The sequence below is a fragment of the Corynebacterium lipophilum genome (assembly GCF_024102595.1).
Lineage (GTDB): Bacteria > Actinomycetota > Actinomycetes > Mycobacteriales > Mycobacteriaceae > Corynebacterium > Corynebacterium pseudogenitalium.
In genome coordinates this window covers 1-16,677 of the sequence record NZ_JAEUWV010000001.1, presented here as the reverse complement: position 1 = coordinate 16,677, position 16,677 = coordinate 1, and the positions used below count along the sequence as shown (strand labels likewise).

At 58.4% G+C, this 16,677-nt stretch carries 15 protein-coding genes; 6 read left to right on the top strand and 9 right to left on the bottom strand.

Annotation, left to right across the window (positions count from 1 at the left end):
• Positions 1-349: 349 nt before the first annotated feature.
• The 6 genes from qcrB to ctaC all read right to left on the bottom strand — a co-directional run bounded on the left by qcrB (position 350) and on the right by ctaC (position 6,734).
• On the bottom strand, positions 350-1,969 hold the full coding sequence (gene qcrB / locus JMN37_RS00075; RefSeq protein WP_070362193.1) for a cytochrome bc1 complex cytochrome b subunit: 1,620 nt from the start codon (positions 1,967-1,969) through the stop codon (positions 350-352).
• Positions 1,969-3,189: a cytochrome bc1 complex Rieske iron-sulfur subunit gene (gene qcrA / locus JMN37_RS00070; protein WP_252930737.1), complete on the bottom strand. Its 1,221-nt coding sequence runs from the start codon at positions 3,187-3,189 to the stop codon at positions 1,969-1,971. The genes qcrB and qcrA overlap by 1 nt, the downstream gene beginning before the upstream one ends.
• Positions 3,186-4,034, bottom strand: coding sequence for a cytochrome bc1 complex diheme cytochrome c subunit (gene qcrC / locus JMN37_RS00065; RefSeq protein ID WP_070362191.1), 849 nt, complete (start codon positions 4,032-4,034; stop codon positions 3,186-3,188). The genes qcrA and qcrC overlap by 4 nt, the downstream gene beginning before the upstream one ends.
• 80 nt (positions 4,035-4,114) lie before the next feature.
• On the bottom strand, positions 4,115-4,735 hold the full coding sequence (ctaE, locus tag JMN37_RS00060) for an aa3-type cytochrome oxidase subunit III (protein WP_176754846.1): 621 nt from the start codon (positions 4,733-4,735) through the stop codon (positions 4,115-4,117).
• 455 nt (positions 4,736-5,190) lie between these two features.
• The gene (ctaF, locus tag JMN37_RS00055) at positions 5,191-5,622 is read right to left on the bottom strand and encodes an aa3-type cytochrome oxidase subunit IV (protein WP_070362190.1); all 432 of its coding nucleotides are present in this window, start codon (positions 5,620-5,622) and stop codon (positions 5,191-5,193) included.
• A 17-nt stretch (positions 5,623-5,639) separates the two neighbouring features.
• Complete coding sequence (gene ctaC / locus JMN37_RS00050) at positions 5,640-6,734, bottom strand: aa3-type cytochrome oxidase subunit II (RefSeq protein ID WP_070362189.1); 1,095 nt, start codon at positions 6,732-6,734, stop codon at positions 5,640-5,642.
• Between the two features lie 436 nt (positions 6,735-7,170).
• Here ctaC and asnB point away from each other — a divergent pair, with 436 nt between their 5' ends.
• Both asnB and JMN37_RS00040 read left to right on the top strand, forming a co-directional pair.
• The gene (gene asnB / locus JMN37_RS00045) at positions 7,171-9,093 is read left to right on the top strand and encodes an asparagine synthase (glutamine-hydrolyzing) (protein ID WP_252930736.1); all 1,923 of its coding nucleotides are present in this window, start codon (positions 7,171-7,173) and stop codon (positions 9,091-9,093) included.
• A 13-nt stretch (positions 9,094-9,106) separates the two neighbouring features.
• On the top strand, positions 9,107-10,099 hold the full coding sequence (locus JMN37_RS00040; protein ID WP_252930735.1) for a S41 family peptidase: 993 nt from the start codon (positions 9,107-9,109) through the stop codon (positions 10,097-10,099).
• Between the two features lie 76 nt (positions 10,100-10,175).
• On the opposite strand, the gene JMN37_RS00035 is transcribed toward JMN37_RS00040, so the two are convergent.
• A complete protein-coding gene (locus tag JMN37_RS00035; RefSeq protein WP_070362187.1) occupies positions 10,176-10,520 on the bottom strand; it encodes a HesB/IscA family protein in 345 nt (114 codons plus the stop codon).
• 150 nt (positions 10,521-10,670) lie between these two features.
• Between JMN37_RS00035 and JMN37_RS00030 the strand changes: the two genes are divergently transcribed.
• Positions 10,671-11,378 (top strand): DUF3043 domain-containing protein, encoded by a 708-nt coding sequence (locus JMN37_RS00030; protein WP_070362186.1) that lies wholly within the window; start codon positions 10,671-10,673, stop codon positions 11,376-11,378.
• Between the two features lie 18 nt (positions 11,379-11,396).
• Positions 11,397-12,395: a nicotinate-nucleotide--dimethylbenzimidazole phosphoribosyltransferase gene (locus JMN37_RS00025; protein ID WP_252930734.1), complete on the top strand. Its 999-nt coding sequence runs from the start codon at positions 11,397-11,399 to the stop codon at positions 12,393-12,395.
• Positions 12,396-12,402: 7 nt separating this feature from the next.
• On the opposite strand, the gene JMN37_RS00020 is transcribed toward JMN37_RS00025, so the two are convergent.
• Positions 12,403-13,518, bottom strand: a complete 1,116-nt coding sequence (locus JMN37_RS00020; protein WP_252930733.1) for a branched-chain amino acid aminotransferase — start codon at positions 13,516-13,518, stop codon at positions 12,403-12,405.
• A 147-nt stretch (positions 13,519-13,665) separates the two neighbouring features.
• Here JMN37_RS00020 and JMN37_RS00015 point away from each other — a divergent pair, with 147 nt between their 5' ends.
• Positions 13,666-15,156, top strand: a complete 1,491-nt coding sequence (locus tag JMN37_RS00015) for a leucyl aminopeptidase (RefSeq protein ID WP_252930732.1) — start codon at positions 13,666-13,668, stop codon at positions 15,154-15,156.
• A gap of 9 nt (positions 15,157-15,165) precedes the next feature.
• On the opposite strand, the gene JMN37_RS00010 is transcribed toward JMN37_RS00015, so the two are convergent.
• Positions 15,166-15,561 carry an oxidoreductase gene (locus tag JMN37_RS00010; RefSeq protein WP_070363466.1) on the bottom strand — a complete coding sequence of 132 codons (396 nt, stop codon included), beginning with the start codon at positions 15,559-15,561 and terminating at the stop codon, positions 15,166-15,168.
• 156 nt (positions 15,562-15,717) lie between these two features.
• Between JMN37_RS00010 and JMN37_RS00005 the strand changes: the two genes are divergently transcribed.
• A partial coding sequence (locus JMN37_RS00005) for a biotin/lipoyl-containing protein (RefSeq protein WP_305883250.1) occupies positions 15,718-16,677 on the top strand: 960 nt, incomplete at its 3' end.

Below are 16,677 nucleotides of genomic sequence, written 5' to 3'. Positions count from 1 at the left end.
TGCTCTTTTGTCAACATTCCCCACCTGCGCCCAGAGTGCAGATTTGGTAAGAATGCACTAAATCACTCTTATGTGACATTACTCACTTCTACTGTATAACGCTTCCATAACGCTTCGAAATGGCTCCAAATTCCTCCGACTTCAGACGTGAAGCGGTGAGCCATTGCGGCGCGTTGATACCGCGGGCTGTAGCAGAACGAAGCCTGAAGTGGGCTCGTGTCATAGCACGGGTGAAATAAAGGTGCTGGGTTCCAAAAGTGGACCGACCGGACATACAAAAACGCCCTGGCCAGCTGTACTCTCGTACAACCAACCAGGGCGCCTTGAGCGACCGCTAGTGTGTTAGAGCCTATTCAGAAGCATTGCGGTCATCGAGGTGTTTGGTTTCCTCGAGCTTGCGCAACGTCTCGATCTCCTCATGGTGGTTCTCGCGCTGCGCGTCCCGGACGCGCTCGGAAACGCCAAGCTCAGCAGGTTTGAACTTACCGATGGTCTCGGAGTCAGCGAAGCCGAGCTGGTTGAGGCGCTTCGGAACCGGAGCACCAGCGTAATCGAGCGGCACTGGGTGTCCATGCTCGTCGACTGGGCCAAGCGGCTGGTGGATCTCCACAAACGCACCGTTAGGCAGCTTCTTGATGATGCCTGTTTCGATACCGTGCTCCAGAACCTCACGGTCGGAACGCTGCAGACCAACACAGATACGGTAGGTCAGCCAGTATGCGAACGGCGGCAAGACAATGAGACCGATGCGACCGAACCAGGTCATCGCGTTCAGCGAGATCTGGAAGAAGTGAGCAACGTGGTCGTTGCCACCGGAAATCGTCAGCAACAGGAAGAACACGAGTGCCATCACACCGAGGCCGGTACGCACTGGAACGTCACGTGGGCGCTGCAGCAGGTTGTGGTGCGCCGTGTCACCGGTCACCTTCGCTTCGATGAACGGGTAGCTGATCAGCAGGACGACCATCACGCCACACATGAGGGCAACCCAGAAGGCACCCGGAATGGTGTACGGGCCGAGGTAGAGCTCCCACGCTGGCATGACACGAGCTGCGCCGTCAGTCCACAGCATGTAAACGTCAGGCTGCGAACCGGCAGAAACCTGCGACGGGTTGTATGGGCCGATGTTCCAAATGCCGTTGATGGTGGTCAGACCAGCCATAGCAGCGAGGACACCGAAGACAACCATCATGAAGCCGATCGCCTTGACTGCGAAGACCGGCATAATGCGGATGCCAACAACGTTGTTCTCCGTACGGCCGGGGCCTGGGAACTGGGTATGCTTCTGGAACCAGACGAGCAGCAGGTGCGCTGCGATCAGAGCCAGGATCACGCCCGGGAGGATCAGAACGTGCAGGATGTAGAAGCGGTCCAGCATAAGGTCAGACGGGAAGTCGCCGCCGAAGATTGCCCAGTGCATCCAGGTACCGATGATCGGGATACCAACAATAATGGCAGACATAATACGGAGGCCAACACCAGAGAGCAGGTCGTCTGGCAGAGAGTAACCCATGAAGCCTTCGGCCATGCCGATGAGAATCAGGGTAACGCCGATGACCCAGTTAGCCTCACGTGGGCGGCGGAACGCACCGGTGAAGAAGATACGCATCATGTGGGCGAACATCGCCATCATGAACATCAGCGCAGCCCAGTGGTGCATCTGACGAACGAACAGGCCACCGCGGACCTCGAATGAAATATTCAGAGCCGTGGCGTACGCGCGTGACATTTCCACGCCGTTGAGTGGTAGGTACCCGCCGTCGTAGATCACCTTCGTAATGGAAGGGTCAAAGAACAGCGCGAGGTAAATACCTGTCAGCAGCAAGATAATGAAGCTGTACAGCGCCATCTCACCGAGCATGAAAGACCAGTGGCTCGGGAAGACCTTATTCAACTGTGGCCGGAGGAAACCGGCTACCGTGTACCGCGAATCAACGTTGTCCGCGGCTTGTGCAAGTTTAGTACTCATTAGGATTTACACTCCCAGAATGCCGGGCCGACGGGCTCGATGAAGTTTCCGTTGGCGATGAGGTAACCGTCTTCGTCAACAGTCACAGGAAGCTGAGGCAGAGCACGGGCAGCCGGTCCGAAGATCGGTTTGCCGTACTGCAGTGCGTCGAACTGCGACTGGTGGCACGGACAAAGGATGCGGTTCGTCTGCGCTTCGTAAAGCGAGGTCGGGCAACCAATGTGCGTACAAATCTTGGAGTATGCGTAGTAATCCCCGTAGTGGAAATCTTCCTGACCTTCACGCTCAACGACGCGGCGTGCGTCCTCAGAGCGAAGGCGGATCAGCATAACTGCGTTACGAGGGCCATGCAGCGAGTGCATGTGGTGTTCGTATACGTCGCGCTCTGGGTCGTAAATGTCACCATCGTTGACATCCTCCGGGTAGAGCGGGAATACCGTCTCCATGGAAGCAGCAGCGAGGTCTTCTGGACGCATACGCACCAGGCGGGAAACACCTGCCGTGGAGTAGTGCGAGCCAGCTACACCTTCGTGCAGCTCGGCGATCGCGCCAGTGTCGCGACCGAGGTAAACCTTGACGCCCTTCTCCTGCATGGTCCATCCGTGAGTCCAAAGCGTGCCATCACCTAAGTAGTTAAGGTCGTGGCGCTTCTTCCACGGGTTTTTGATCATGCCACCGAGGGGTGCAACGACCATGAGGCCGGCGAGAACACCAGCGGTGCCAAGCAGACCCTTCATTGCCTTGCGACGACCAAGGGTGGAAGTCTCCCAGGCATCATTCAGCAGAGCGGTCGTCGTGCGACGGTCCAATTCGGAAGAACGGCCGTCGTGACGACGCTGTACGGAGATCTCCTCAGGGATGAACTTCTTCACGTACTGGACAATCGCGATACCCAGGGCGGCAAAACCGACACCAGAAGTAAGGCCGAGCAGTGGCGTGTAAAGCGTGTAAACCCAAAGTCCTTCATCGCCGTGGAAGCGTGGCTCCCATGGCCAGAAGAGGTAGACACCGAGGAACGCGATTCCGCAGAGCACCGAAATAATCAACCAAATGTTGATTCCGAGTTCGGAAGACTTCTCGCGTGGGTCGCCATCAACTGGGAACCGCTCCTTGCGGTACGCAACGGTGACGTCGTCGAGTTCCGTGCCCAGAGCAGCGAGCTCCGCATTATTCATGCGGTCCAAATCTTGGGATGTGTAGTTCTTGTTTACTTCACTCATGAGCGCGATCCAATCCAGATAGCTGCGGCAGCAACGAGCGTTACGCCGATCATCCACATAGCCATACCTTCAGAAACTGGGCCAAGGCCACCAAGGGCGTAACCGCCAGGGCTTGGGGTTTCCTTCGAGGACTTAATAAACGCAATGATGTCGCGCTTCTCGTCGGCGCTGAGCTGGCGATCCGAGAACTTTGGCATGTTCTGCGGGCCAGTCAGCATCGCCTGGTAGATCTCCTGCTCATTCGCAGGGTCCAACTCCGGCGCATACTTACCAGAAGATAGTGCGCCACCGCGGCCGGTGAAGTTGTGGCAAGACGCGCAGTTCAAGCGGAAGAGCTCGCCGCCACGTGCGACGTCGCCAGCCTGAATCTGGCCATCGTAGTTCTTACCGCGAAGCTCTTCCTTCGCGAGTGATCCGTCTGGGTTGTACACCAGCTCCGGTCCCCCACCGTTGGCAGCAACATAGGCAGCCAGTGCCAGTGCTTGGGACTCGGTGTAACGAGGACGCTTGCGTTCAGCCTGAGCGTCATTCGACATCATCGGCATACGTCCGGAGTTGACCTGGAAGTACACAGCACCTTCGCCGGTGCCGATCAGGGACGGGCCGCGGCCTTCAACACCCTGGAGGTTTGCGCCATGGCAAGTGATGCAAGCGACGTCGTAAATGTCCTTGCCTTCTTGAATCATTGCCTGGTCATCTTTTTGCGCAGTAGCGACCTGCGCGTTCGGGGCAAGCGCCGATGCGAGGAAACCCGCACCCGTGAGGCCGAGCGTCAAGGCTGCTGCACCAGCAAAGGTGCGCTGCGCCTTGCGCCGACTGCGCTTTTTCTTAGGTGATTTTTCCATCTTGTTCCCTTTGAGCGTCAGTGTCTAATACAGATAAATGGCCTTCCGTCATTTCGACGGCGACTCTACGTATCAGATACCTATTGAACGATATACAGAGTAATGAAGACGCCGACCCAAATTACGTCAACAAAGTGCCAGTAGTAAGAGGTCACCATTGCTGCAGTAGCTTGTGCCGGAGTGAACTTCGACTTAGATACGCGGAGCAGCACAACCACGAAGGCAATAATGCCGGCGGTCACGTGCGCCATGTGGAAGCCAGTGATGATGAAGAACACTGACCCGAAGACACTCGCCTGAATGGTCACGCCGTGCATGATCATTTCTCCCCACTCGAAAGCCACGAGTCCGAGGAAGACAACGCCAAGCGCGATAGTTACCGTGAACCATTTGCGGAGCCCAAAAACGTCACCCCTTTCTGCTGCAAATACGCCGAACTGAGAAGTCACGGAAGAAGACACAAGCACGATCGTGATGATCAAGCCGAACATCACGTTCAGGTGTGCCGTCTGGTTATCCCAGTCGCCTGCGGTCATACCGTTTGCACGCGAGGTGAAATACATCGCGAACAAACCGGCAAAGAACATCAACTCTTGGGCGAGGAACGCGATCGTGCCAACGCTGACCATGTTTGGTCGGTTCAGCGCCGGGACACGATTCTGCGGTGTCGCCATACCTTGGTTAGAAATTGCGGTCGTCACGCATGTGATTATCCCCTGTTTTCGGGTCAAAGTCATCTCCTTTCACCCACAAACTTTTCGGCAGATTTCGCGCTAACCTGCCTTTTCTGGCCTAATAGCGCTCGAAGGAAATAACTTTCTGCAATACCGGGAACTTTTCTAGCCACTCATCCGACTACATCAATGCAGGTCACAACTTTCTCGACTTCATTCAGCTCACTTTCGGCTGATTTTTAGGCAATCCAGGATTCTTTTTCATCGATTCTTTGCGGTGTTTCAAAAGTTCCCAATAGTGATGGGACTCACATTACATCGCTACCGTTTCCGGCTGCAGACCTACTTTCGTATGACCCCCAAGTGTTACGAATGAGTTCAACCGAAAGGATGAAAATAGCAAGCAAAAATCCCCCTCAGCCTTAGCTGAAGGGGATCAGTTTTCGCCGACACCTCCCGAAGGCGGGGAGGTCAGCGAATCTTTAGTGCTTCTCGCGCGGGATACCGTACTGCAGATTCAGCTGCGTAGTGGTCCACACGAGGAATACTGCGCCAAACACGACGAGCCACAGCTGCCAGAATGCAATTCCGAGTCCGAGGAACATAACCGCACCAGACATTGCGAACGGCCAGATGGAGCTTGGCGAGAAGAAGCCGAGCACGCCTGCACCATCTTCAACCTCTGCCTCTTCCCAGTCTTCCGGAACAACGTCCATGCGACGCTCGGTGATGTCGAGGTAGACAGCGAGCATGAAGCAGAGCGCAGTAGCGAGAACCAAGCCAACGCCACCGACCCATTCGAGCCCGTAGAGGTAAGCATCTTCACCAATCCACGCTGTGCTGATCATGTAGAAGACTGCCATCAGCGCCAAGAAGGTACCGATTGCGTAGAAAACTTTTGAACCAGTTGCCATTTCTCTGCCTTCTCTTTCTATACCGTCGCGTTAGGGTCGTTGGTGTTGTTGCCGTCGCGGGTGCCGTGGCGGTCAGACACGAACGGACGTGTGGAGGTGGCGTACGGCGCTTCGCCGATGGATGCGAGCGCATCGGAGTTTGGCGCCTCAGGGTTGTCAATACGGAACTGAATGTACTGAGCAAACTTTTCTGGGGTCACGGCACGAACCTCGAAGTTCATCATCGAGTGGTAAGTACCGCACATCTCGGCACAGCGACCAACGAATGCGCCAGTCTTATCGATCTTCTCAATCTGGAATGCACGCTGCTGCTGGTTCACCTCTGGGTGAGCGTAGGTATCACGCTTGAAGAGGAATTCAGGAACCCAGAATGCGTGGTTCACGTCACCGGATGCGAGACGGAACTCAATCGCACGATCGGTTGGCAGGACGAGCACCGGAACCTCTTCGGTGGTTCCGAGAGTCTCAATCTCATTGAAATTGAGGTACGAGAGGTCACCGGTAGAAGTGCCGTGGATTGGGTTCGGGTTCTTAATATTCTCGTCGTCGTACTTTGTTGCCTCAGCCTTGGCCTGACGCTCGGTGTCAACACCGTCATATGCCTGACCGTTCGAGGTGAACTCACCGTCAACGTTTGCGTAGCCAAACTTCCAGTTCCACTGGTATGCGGTTACGTCAACCGTCACTTTCGGGTCCTTGCCGAGGGCTGTAGTCTTCGTCTGCGCCTGGACGGTGAAGAAGAAGAGCACCATAACAATGACGATCGGAATGATCGTCAGTACAAGTTCCAGCGGCACGTTGTACTGGAGCTGCTTCGGAAACTCAGACTTGCCGCGCTTCTCCTGACTCTTCGCGTTCCACTTGAAAATCGCGGTGAGGAACAAGCCCCACATGATGATGCCGATAATCCATGCTGCAACCCAGGTCCATACCCAGAAGTTGTACATCTGCTCGCCCTCAGGGGTAACAGGATCTGGCCAACCCATATCCAGCACCTTCGAGAGCGCCTCTGGCGGTGCAACCTCACAGCCCGTCAGCGCGAGACCGCCCAGCAGGAGCGATCCGGCAACTGCGATTTTCTTCGCGAAGTTGCGGTCCTTTACCTTTTCCACGTGTGTCTGCCTTCCTGTCCACACTCGCTGTTTACGGCAGGACGCACAAACAGGTGCGCCCAAGCATTGTTACTCCGTCAGAATAGTGGATAAGGCGCATCGCCTCTGAATTCTTTTGATTTTGAGTCGAGGTAAGCATTCGCGGTCAGCTGACATCTTTTACCGTGTATGCAAAAGCCGTGCACTCAACGGGTTTTGCATAAAACGGTACAAACGTCCTGGTAAGAGCTTTATTTTTCACTCAAATTGCTCAACCATAAGTTGGCCCCCTTTTGGGGACCGAATAAAGGATGAAGAATTTCCGCATTTTGGCGCTGGTTTCGTTGGTTCACGCATCTCCTACAGAAAACCCTATTGTTGATTGGAAGAAATGCTTCGTGGCCCAGCACTCCGCACGGCTGCGTACACCTTATATATAGGAGAGGTTTTCAAGTCTATGTGTGGCCTGTTGGCTCTACTCACCACAAACAGCAATGCCGCAAGCTTCGTGGAAGCCGCGGAACGTGCGTTGCCCTGCATGTATCACCGTGGCCCTGATGCCGCCGGCACCTGGAACGACGACCACGCCGTTTTTGGTTTCAACCGCCTTGCCATTATCGATCTCGAGCATTCTCACCAACCCCTACGCTGGGGCCCGAAGGAGAATCCGGAGCGCTACGCGCTGACGTTCAACGGCGAGATTTATAACTACATCGAGCTTCGCGAGGAACTGCAGGAGGCAGGCTACGATTTCAATACCTCGGGGGACGGTGAGCCAATCGTTGTTGGCTTCCACCACTGGGGAGAGAAGGTTGTCGAACACCTGCGTGGCATGTTCGCGTTTGTCATTTGGGATACCGAGACACAGCGTATGTTCGCGGCACGTGATCAATTCGGCATTAAGCCCTTGTTTTACGCCACTACCCCGGTCGGTACCGTGTTCGCCTCCGAGAAGAAGTCCATCCTAGAAATGGCTCCAGAGCTGGAGATTGGTCTCGAGTTAGATCGGCGAGCTATCGAGCACTACGTTGACCTGCAGTATGTTCCCGAACCAGAAACGTTGCACGAGAGCATTCGACGCGTGGAGTCTGGCTGCACGGTGTCACTGACGCCTGGCGGTGAAGTCACATCGGAGCGCTACTTCAAACCACACTTCAAGCCCCAGCAAATCCCACAAGGTCAAGAGCAGAAGCTTTACGACAGGATCGCTCAGGCGCTCGAAGACTCCGTCGAGAAGCATATGCGAGCGGACGTCACCGTCGGTTCTTTCCTCTCGGGCGGCATTGATTCGACAGCGATTGCGGCCCTGGCGAAGAGGCACAATCCAAACTTGCTGACGTTCACCACCGGCTTCGAGCGCGAGGGCTACTCCGAGGTAGACGTGGCTGCGGAGTCCGCTGAGGCGATTGGTGTTGAGCACATCGTGAAGATTGTCTCGCCTGAAGAGTACGCGGACGCGGTGCCGAAGATCATGTGGTACCTCGATGATCCGGTCGCGGACCCTTCGCTTGTCCCGCTGTTCTTCGTCGCACAGGAGGCCCGCAAGCACGTCAAGGTGGTGCTCTCGGGTGAGGGTGCCGACGAGCTGTTCGGTGGGTACACCATCTATAAGGAACCGCTGTCGCTCGCGCCGTTCGAGAAGTTGCCGACGCCTCTTCTACGGGGACTGAACAGGCTAAGCCGTGTGCTGCCGGAAGGCATGAAGGGCAAGAGCTTACTCGAACGCGGTACGACCCCAATGGAGGACCGTTACTACGGTAACGCTCGTTCCTTTAACTTCGAGCAACTACAGCGTGTGCTGCCTTGGGCGAAGCGCGAGTGGGACCACCGCGAGGTCACCGCGCCGATTTACGCCACATCGACAGAGATGGATCCAGTTGCCCGAATGCAAAACTTGGACCTGTTTACCTGGATGCGCGGCGATATCTTGGTCAAGGCGGACAAGATGAACATGGCGAACTCGCTGGAGTTGCGCGTGCCGTTCCTGGATAAGGAGGTCTTTGAGGTCGCACAGACGATTCCGTACGACCAGAAGATCGCGCACGGCACCACCAAGTACGCGTTGCGTAAGGCGATGGAGCAGATCGTTCCGCCGCATGTTCTCCACCGCAAGAAGCTGGGATTCCCTGTTCCGATGCGCCACTGGCTGGCCGGCGATGAGCTCTTTGGTTGGGCGCAGGACACGATCCGTGATTCGCAGACCGACCATATCTTCGCCAAGGACCAGGTGCTGGAGATGCTCAAGGAGCACCGTGACGGTGTTTCCGATCATTCGCGTCGCCTTTGGACGGTGCTTGCGTTTATGATCTGGCACGGCATTTTTGTCGAGCATCGCATTGATCCGGGCATCGAGCACAAGGAATACCCGGTTCAGCTTTAAGGAGGACCTGCTCATGTGGACCAAGAAACGAGTACTGACCACCATCGTTGCGATGCTCAGCGCGTTACTGCTTGCAGTTGGCGCCGTGGCGTTCGTCTACGGTCCGACGCTCACCGCGATGCTGACGGGCACCGCTCGTTTCGCGGGGACACAGACGCCGAAGCGGTATAGCGCGACGGTGCTCGCGCTCGCCGAGCAGGGCATCTACGCCGACTCAACAGAGTTCGAGGAGGCGAAGGCCCGCGCAAAGGAGGCCGCAAAGCAGGCTGATACGCTTCACGACGTTTACCCCGCCCTCGAGGACGCAGTCAAAGCTGCTGGCGGGAAGCACTCCCGTCTGATTGAACCTGGTAACCCTAACCTCGGCTGGACTATGGAAGAGAAGTCGGAAGCCGCAGTCAGCGTCGAGGGCCGCGTTGCGGTGGCAACCGTGCCTGGCGTCGATCGGCACGATGATGTGCAGGGCTACGCAGACACGCTCGCGACTGGCCTGGCTTCCGCACGTGATACCGGGGCATGTGGGGCGGTCGTTGACCTGCGTGGCAACGACGGTGGCGACATGGGCCCAATGGTCGCAGGCCTCTCCTCACTGTTGCCGGACGGCACGGCACTCGAGTACGTATCGCGGACGAACACCACGCAGGTCACGGTTGAGGGGAACTCGGTGACCGGCGGCGGCACCCCGATCACGACTTCTGGCGGGAAGTGTGATGCGCCGGTGGCGGTCTTAGTCGATGGCGACACTGCTTCGTCGGGCGAGGCCACGATGCTGTCGTTCCGGGGACTTGAGCGCTCACAAAGTTTCGGCTCCCCTACCGCAGGCTACGCCTCGGCCAATATGGTGTACGACTTCCCGGACGGCAGCCTGCTAATGCTGACTATCGCGAAGGACAAGGCACGCACTGGCGAGGAGTTCGCCGAAGATCCGGTGCAGCCCGACGTCGAGACCGATGTGCCGTTCGAGCAAGCGAAGCAATGGCTTGCGACCGAGCACGGTTGCAACTAGTCCACGCAGACGAAACACCCCGCGCTCCCCTCAATCATGAGGTGGGCGCGGGGCGTTGGCGTCGAAAAGCTACTGCTTAGTTGAAGCTATCGCCGCAGGCGCAGGCCGAGCCTGCGTTCGGGTTATCGATGGTGAAGCCCTGCTGCTCAATGGTGTCAGCGAAATCGATCGTTGCACCGGTGAGGTACGGCACGCTCATCTTGTCCACGACTAAGCGCACACCCCCAACGACGTCAGCCTTGTCGCCGTCGAGCTCGCGATCATCGAAGTACAGCTGGTAGCGCAGGCCAGCGCAGCCGCCTGGCTGAACAGCGATGCGAAGCGAAAGGTCGTCGCGACCTTCCTGGTCGAGCAGAGCCTTCGCCTTTGCAGCCGCTGCTTCAGTAAGGGTCACGCCCGTGGCAGAGGTAGGTGCAGTCATTCTTTCTCCTTGCTTAGCGAATATCTTCACGCGAAATGCGTGCTTCGGAGTGTGGCACTAGCGTACTCGCATCACACCGTCATCGTCTACAGCGTATGGGAGCGGGCGCTTATTCCCCACTTTCGGGGACGGCCTTGTAGCCTGTATAGCGTGAAACTTCCTTGGCAGAAATCTGATGAGGCTCCAGCCGCCGCTGCTGCCGCAGCGAATCGAGCGGAGACTCCCGAAACCGACGCGGAACCCGCGAAGAAGTACCCGAAGGGCTACACCCCTCCGAAGGGTCGGCCGACGCCGAAGCGCCTTGATCAGGAGATTAAGCGCGGCGTGGTCCGCGACCCCAACGCGACGACTCCCGCTCAGCAGTACCAGAAGAACAAAGAGCTGAAGAAGTCGATGTCGAAGGAGGAGTGGAAGGCATACAAGAAGCAGCAGCGCGAAGAAGCGAAGAAGCACAATCGCGAAGTCCAAGCCAAGATGGACGCAGGCGACGAGCGCTACCTCATGGACCGCGACCGTGGCGAAACCCGCCGCTTCGTCCGCGACTGGGTAGATTCGCGTCGCTTCATGAACAACTACGCGATGCCGCTGGCGATCCTGCTGTTCCTCATTCTCTTCATCGGCTCCTGGTACCCGGAGATCGCCGGCGCCATCGCTATTTTGCCGATGGTGTTTATCGTGCTGATTCTTGGTGAGGCATTCCTGATCGGCAAGCGTGCGAACAACGCTGTGCGCGCGAAGTTCCCTGGTACGGCTGATACCGGCTTCGGCCTTGGTATGTACGCGTTCTCCCGCGCGTCGCAGCCGCGGAAGTGGCGCTCGCCGAAGCCACAGGTGCGCATCGGCGAGACCGTGAACTAAACGGACAAAGGACGTTTCATGGCTGTTGCATTCGACCCGATTGAGCATCCAAGCGAAACCCTGCGCCGCGAGCTTTCCCGCGAACTACAGCGCAGCCCGGAGGGGCGAGGTCTCGGTCGCGTGGGAACGATTGCGGAGTGGACTGCCTCGGTGCAAAACCGTACGTGCCCGGTTGCGTTCCGTCAGCCGCAGTGCGTGCTTGTCGCCGGTAACCACGGTGTCGCAGCACGCGGTATTTCCGCGCAACCACACGACGCCGCCTGGACCACTGTAAAGCAGATTGCGGCAGGTGGCGGCGTCGCTCGCGTTGCTGCGGAAGCCGCGGGCGCGTCGATTATTCAGATTAATGACTACTTAACGCTGCCGACAGGCGCGATAGACCGGCAAGCCGCCATGACGCCCGAGGCGTTCGAGCAGGCAGTCGCGCACGGTGCTCGCGTCGTTGACCAGGGCGTAGACAGTGGAGTTGACCTGTTCATTCCTGGAGACATTGGCGTCGGCAATTCGACGGTCGCCGCCGCCGTCTATGGCGCGCTGTCGCGCACCGAGCCGGTCAAGGTCATCGGACGCGGCTCGGGCATCGACGACAACGTCTGGAAGGTGAAAGTTGCGGCAATTCGGGACGCCATGTTCCGGGTGCGCACCTTTAGTGACGACGTCCCCCGCGTCCTTGCCGAGCTTTCGGGGCCAGATTTCGCGTTCCTTGTCGGTATGTTCGCGCAGGCCGCGGTTCGTCGAACCCCCGTACTTTTCGACGGCCTCTACGCCACCGTCGCCGCCTACGCCGCCGAGCGCCTCGCACCCGGCACGAAGCAGTGGATCATGGCGGGCCAGCTCAGTCCGGAACCCGCCCAGATGCTGGCGCTCCAGGCCCTCGATATCATTCCGGTGCTGGCACTGGACTTGTCGCTCAACCAGGGAGTGGGCGCGCTCGCAGCGCTGCCGCAAATCAACCTGGCTTCTGAGCTCGTTACTACAGTGCTCGGGCCGGAGGCCCCAGAGGGCGCCCCGGCCTGAGATCCCTCTAGTTCTCGGCTGGGACGAGCGTGTGGTTCCAGCCGTGGACGTCTTCGACCGAGCCGTCCTGGATACCGCGCAGGCGCTCGCGCAGCTGCATGGTGATGGTGCCGGCCTCATTGTTGTTTACGGTGAACTCACCGTGGCGGCTCAGCACGCGCCCGACCGGAGTGATCACCGCTGCGGTACCGCATGCAAGCGTCTCACTGATGGTGCCGTTTTCAGCGCCCTTGTGCCACTGCTCCACCGTGATCTTGCGCTCCTCGGTGCTGTAGCCGAGGTCTTCCGCAACCTGCAGCAGCGATTTGCGGGTGATGCCCGCCAGGAGGGAACCGGACAGTGCTGGGGTGATCAACTTCGCGTCCTTCCCGCTGCCCTCGACGAACATGAGGTTCATGCCGCCCATCTCTTCGATGTACTTGCGCTCAATGGCGTCGAGCCAGACAACCTGGTCGTAGCCCTTTTCTTCTGCCTCGGCCTGCGCGAGCAGGGAACCCGCGTAGTTGCCAGCGAACTTGGCGTCACCGGTGCCGCCGGGCGCCGCGCGGACGTATTCCTCGGAGATCCACACGCTGACGGGCTTGACGCCGCCGGAGAAGTAGGCGCCAGCTGGGGATGCAATGAGGTAATAGGTGTAGGTGCTCGAGGGCTTCACCCCGAGCGTCTTCTCGGTGCCAATCATAAATGGACGCAGGTACAGCGCCGCTTCCCCACCAGCTTCGGGGACCCAGTCCTTATCAATCGTCACCAGCTGCTGCAGCGACTCGATGAACAGATCCTCCGGCAACTCAGGCATTGCCAGGCGATGCGCGGAATGGGCAAAACGCGTCGCATTCTGCTCGGGGCGGAACGTCGTGATCGAGCCGTCGTGGTGACGGTATGCCTTCAGGCCTTCGAAGATCGCCTGCCCGTAGTGGAAGACGTTGGTCGCCGGGTCCAGCGAGATCGGCCCGTACGGGCGGACCTGCGCGTTATGCCAACCGTTGGCCTCGTCCCAGTCGATGGAGACCATGTGGTCAGTAAACTCTTGCCCGAAGGCTGGGTTTGCGAGCACTGCATTGCGCTCTTCGTCAGTTGCCTTGTTCGGATTCGGGATAATTTCAAATGGTGTGCCTTGAGTCATGCAGACCACCCTACTCCCCGATTCCACTCTTTGGAACCGGAATTCCATATTTTCTTCCACGCACAAATAGCTTGCCCCGCGCCACGCGTCCCTTATTCCAGGTACCCTTGGCGATGTTCAATAATCTTAAGAAAGGCGCATGTACTCATGACTTTTTCGGTTCCTGAATCGCTGCTCCCGGTCCGGGGCGACTCCGTCTCCCTCAACTTTTCGACGTCCGCTCCGAGCGACACCGCTGCCCTCTTGCTACCCGTGACCTCGGATGACTCGAAGGTTGAGGTCCCAGTGACCTCACTGGCACCGAAGGGTGCACTCGAGGCGCTGGAGACAGTCGGCGCGAAGGGCACCGCCGGCGAGATCACCCGCGTGGTCGTTGATGGGAAGTTGGTCATCGCCTTTGGCCTGGGCAACGCCGATGAGATTGATGATGAGACTGTCCGTCGCGCTGTCGGTTCCCTGGCTCGCACACTGTATGGCACGGAGTCTGCGGTGATCTCGACTGAATTCGGCGTCACCCCCGTCGTGGAAGGCCTGTTGCTGGGCGCCTATAAATACAAGGGCTTCAAAGCCCCGTGCCAGTGCGGCTGTGACGGCGAGCACGGGCTTACCGACGTCACCGTTGTAGGCAAGGACGACGAAAAGGAAGCATTCGACCAGGCAGTGATTCTCGCCGAGTCGGTCATGCTGGCGCGCGATCTTGTGAACACGCCGTCGAACCACCTCTACCCTGCCGTGTATGCGGAGCTCATCGAGAACGTCGGCAAGCAGGTTGGACTCGAGGTCGATGTGTTCGACGAAAAGCAGCTTGAGGAGCAGGGCTTCGGCGGCATCCTCGCGGTCGGCAAAGGCTCCGCCCGCGCACCTCGCTTAGTGCACCTGAAGTGGACGCCTTCCGCGTCGAAGTCCTCTGTCGCGTTGGTTGGCAAGGGCATCACCTTCGATACCGGCGGCATCTCCCTCAAGCCGGGTGCAAAGATGGAGGACATGATTTCCGACATGGGCGGCTCTGCTGCTCAGTTCGGCGCAATTGTTGCAGCTGCCCGCCTCAACCTGGATGTTGCGGTCGACGCCTGGCTGCCACTCGCGGAGAACATGCCATCCGGCACTGCCACCCGCCCAGGCGACGTGATTCGCCACTACGGCGGCATCACCAGCGAGGTACTCAACACCGATGCTGAAGGCCGCCTCGTGCTGGCAGACGCGATTGCACGCGCGGCTGAAGATAACCCTGACTTCATGATTGAGACGTCCACGCTGACCGGCGCTCAGCTCGTCGCCCTCGGCAACCGCACTGCCGGCGTCATGGGCTCTGATGAGTTCCGCGACCGCGTCGCTGCGCTGGGCCGCGAGGTTGGCGAGCAGGCCTGGGCGATGCCACTGCTGGAGGAACAGGAAGAAGAGCTGAAGTCCCCCGTCGCCGATATCCGCAACGTCCACAATGCCCGTACCGGCGGCATGCTGTTCGCTGGCCTGTACCTGTCTCGCTTCGTCGGCGAGGACACCGAGTGGGTGCACATCGACGTCGCCGGCCCGGCGTGGAACGGTGGCTCGCCACGCGGCTACACGCCGAAGCGCGCGACCGGCGCCCCGCTGCGCACGATCGTTGCAACGCTTCGCAGCATTGCTGAAGCCAACTAGTCCCCGGATTTAGGAAAAGGGATGTTCGCCGCGCTCAAACTTGGCGCGGCGTTCTTTCTGTTCCGCTCGCTTCCGCAGGATGCGTTCTTGCTCCATCTTGCGACGCATCCGGTCCGGGTACCCGGTCTCTTCGACGTCATAAAGAGATATATTCAGCAGCGTAGCGACGGCGTCGATACCTTTGGGACCTCCGATGCGCCGGCGGGTGTAGTTGCCCTCTTCATCGACAAGCACGACGGACATCTCGTTGACCATCGTTTCCGGCTCAACAAACCCCTCAACGAAGGCACGCTGCGCAACCCATTCCTGGAGGTAGGCAGCGTCTTCCGGCCGGATGGTTTCGCCGGGCGCGCGTGGGGGTTTGAAGGTGGTCTGCTTCTTCCGCTTGCCGAACAGGTTAAACACTTCTCTCATCATACGGATATTTCTCGACGCCCCAATTCTGCGTTTGGTGGCCTTCAACAAATTAGTTGCCCCCGAAAGGCACGAAAGTCTTCGGTGACAGGTACGCTATTGACCTGTATAGCTTCTACGAAAATGTATCTGCGAGGAGACTAAATTATGGCGCACTCTGTCGAGATGCCTGAGCTGGGCGAATCCGTCACGGAAGGCACTATCACCACCTGGCTGAAGGAAGTCGGCGACAAGGTAGAGGTCGACGAACCATTGCTGGAGGTTTCCACCGATAAGGTCGACACGGAGATTCCTTCCCCTGTCGCCGGTGTAATCCTCGAGATTAAGGCCGAGGAAGACGACACCGTTGATGTCGGTGACGTGATTGTGATTATCGGCGAAGAAGGCGAAGCCCCGGCATCGGACTCGGCAAAGGACGAGGAGCCTCAGGAAGAAGAGGAGCCAAAGAAAGCTCCGGAGGAAGAGAAGGCTGACAAGCCTTCCTCCGGCAACGCCACCGACGTCTCCATGCCTGAGCTTGGCGAATCCGTCACCGAAGGCACCATCACCACCTGGCTGAAGGAAGTCGGCGACACCGTCGAGGTCGACGAGCCACTGCTCGAGGTCTCCACCGACAAGGTCGATACCGAGATTCCTTCCCCTGTCGCAGGCACCCTCGTAGAGATCCTCGCTGAGGAAGACGACACCGTCGAGGTCGGCGAAGTCATCGCCCGCATCGGCGACGCTGACGCCAAGCCAGCTGAAAAGGAAGCTCCAAAGGCCGAAGAGCCAAAGGAAGAAAAGAAGGAAGCTCCGGAGGAAGAGAAGGCTGACAAGCCAGCCTCCGGCGACGCTACCGACGTCTCCATGCCTGAGCTCGGCGAATCCGTCACCGAAGGCACCATCACCACCTGGCTGAAGGAAGTCGGCGACACCGTCGAGGTCGACGAGCCACTGCTCGAGGTCTCCACCGACAAGGTCGATACCGAGATTCCTTCCCCTGTCGCAGGCACCCTCGTAGAGATCCTCGCTGAGGAAGACGACACCGTCGAGGTCGGCGAAGTCATCGCCCGCATCGGCGACGCTGACGCCAAGCCAGCTGAAAAGGAAGCTCCAAAGGCCGAAGAG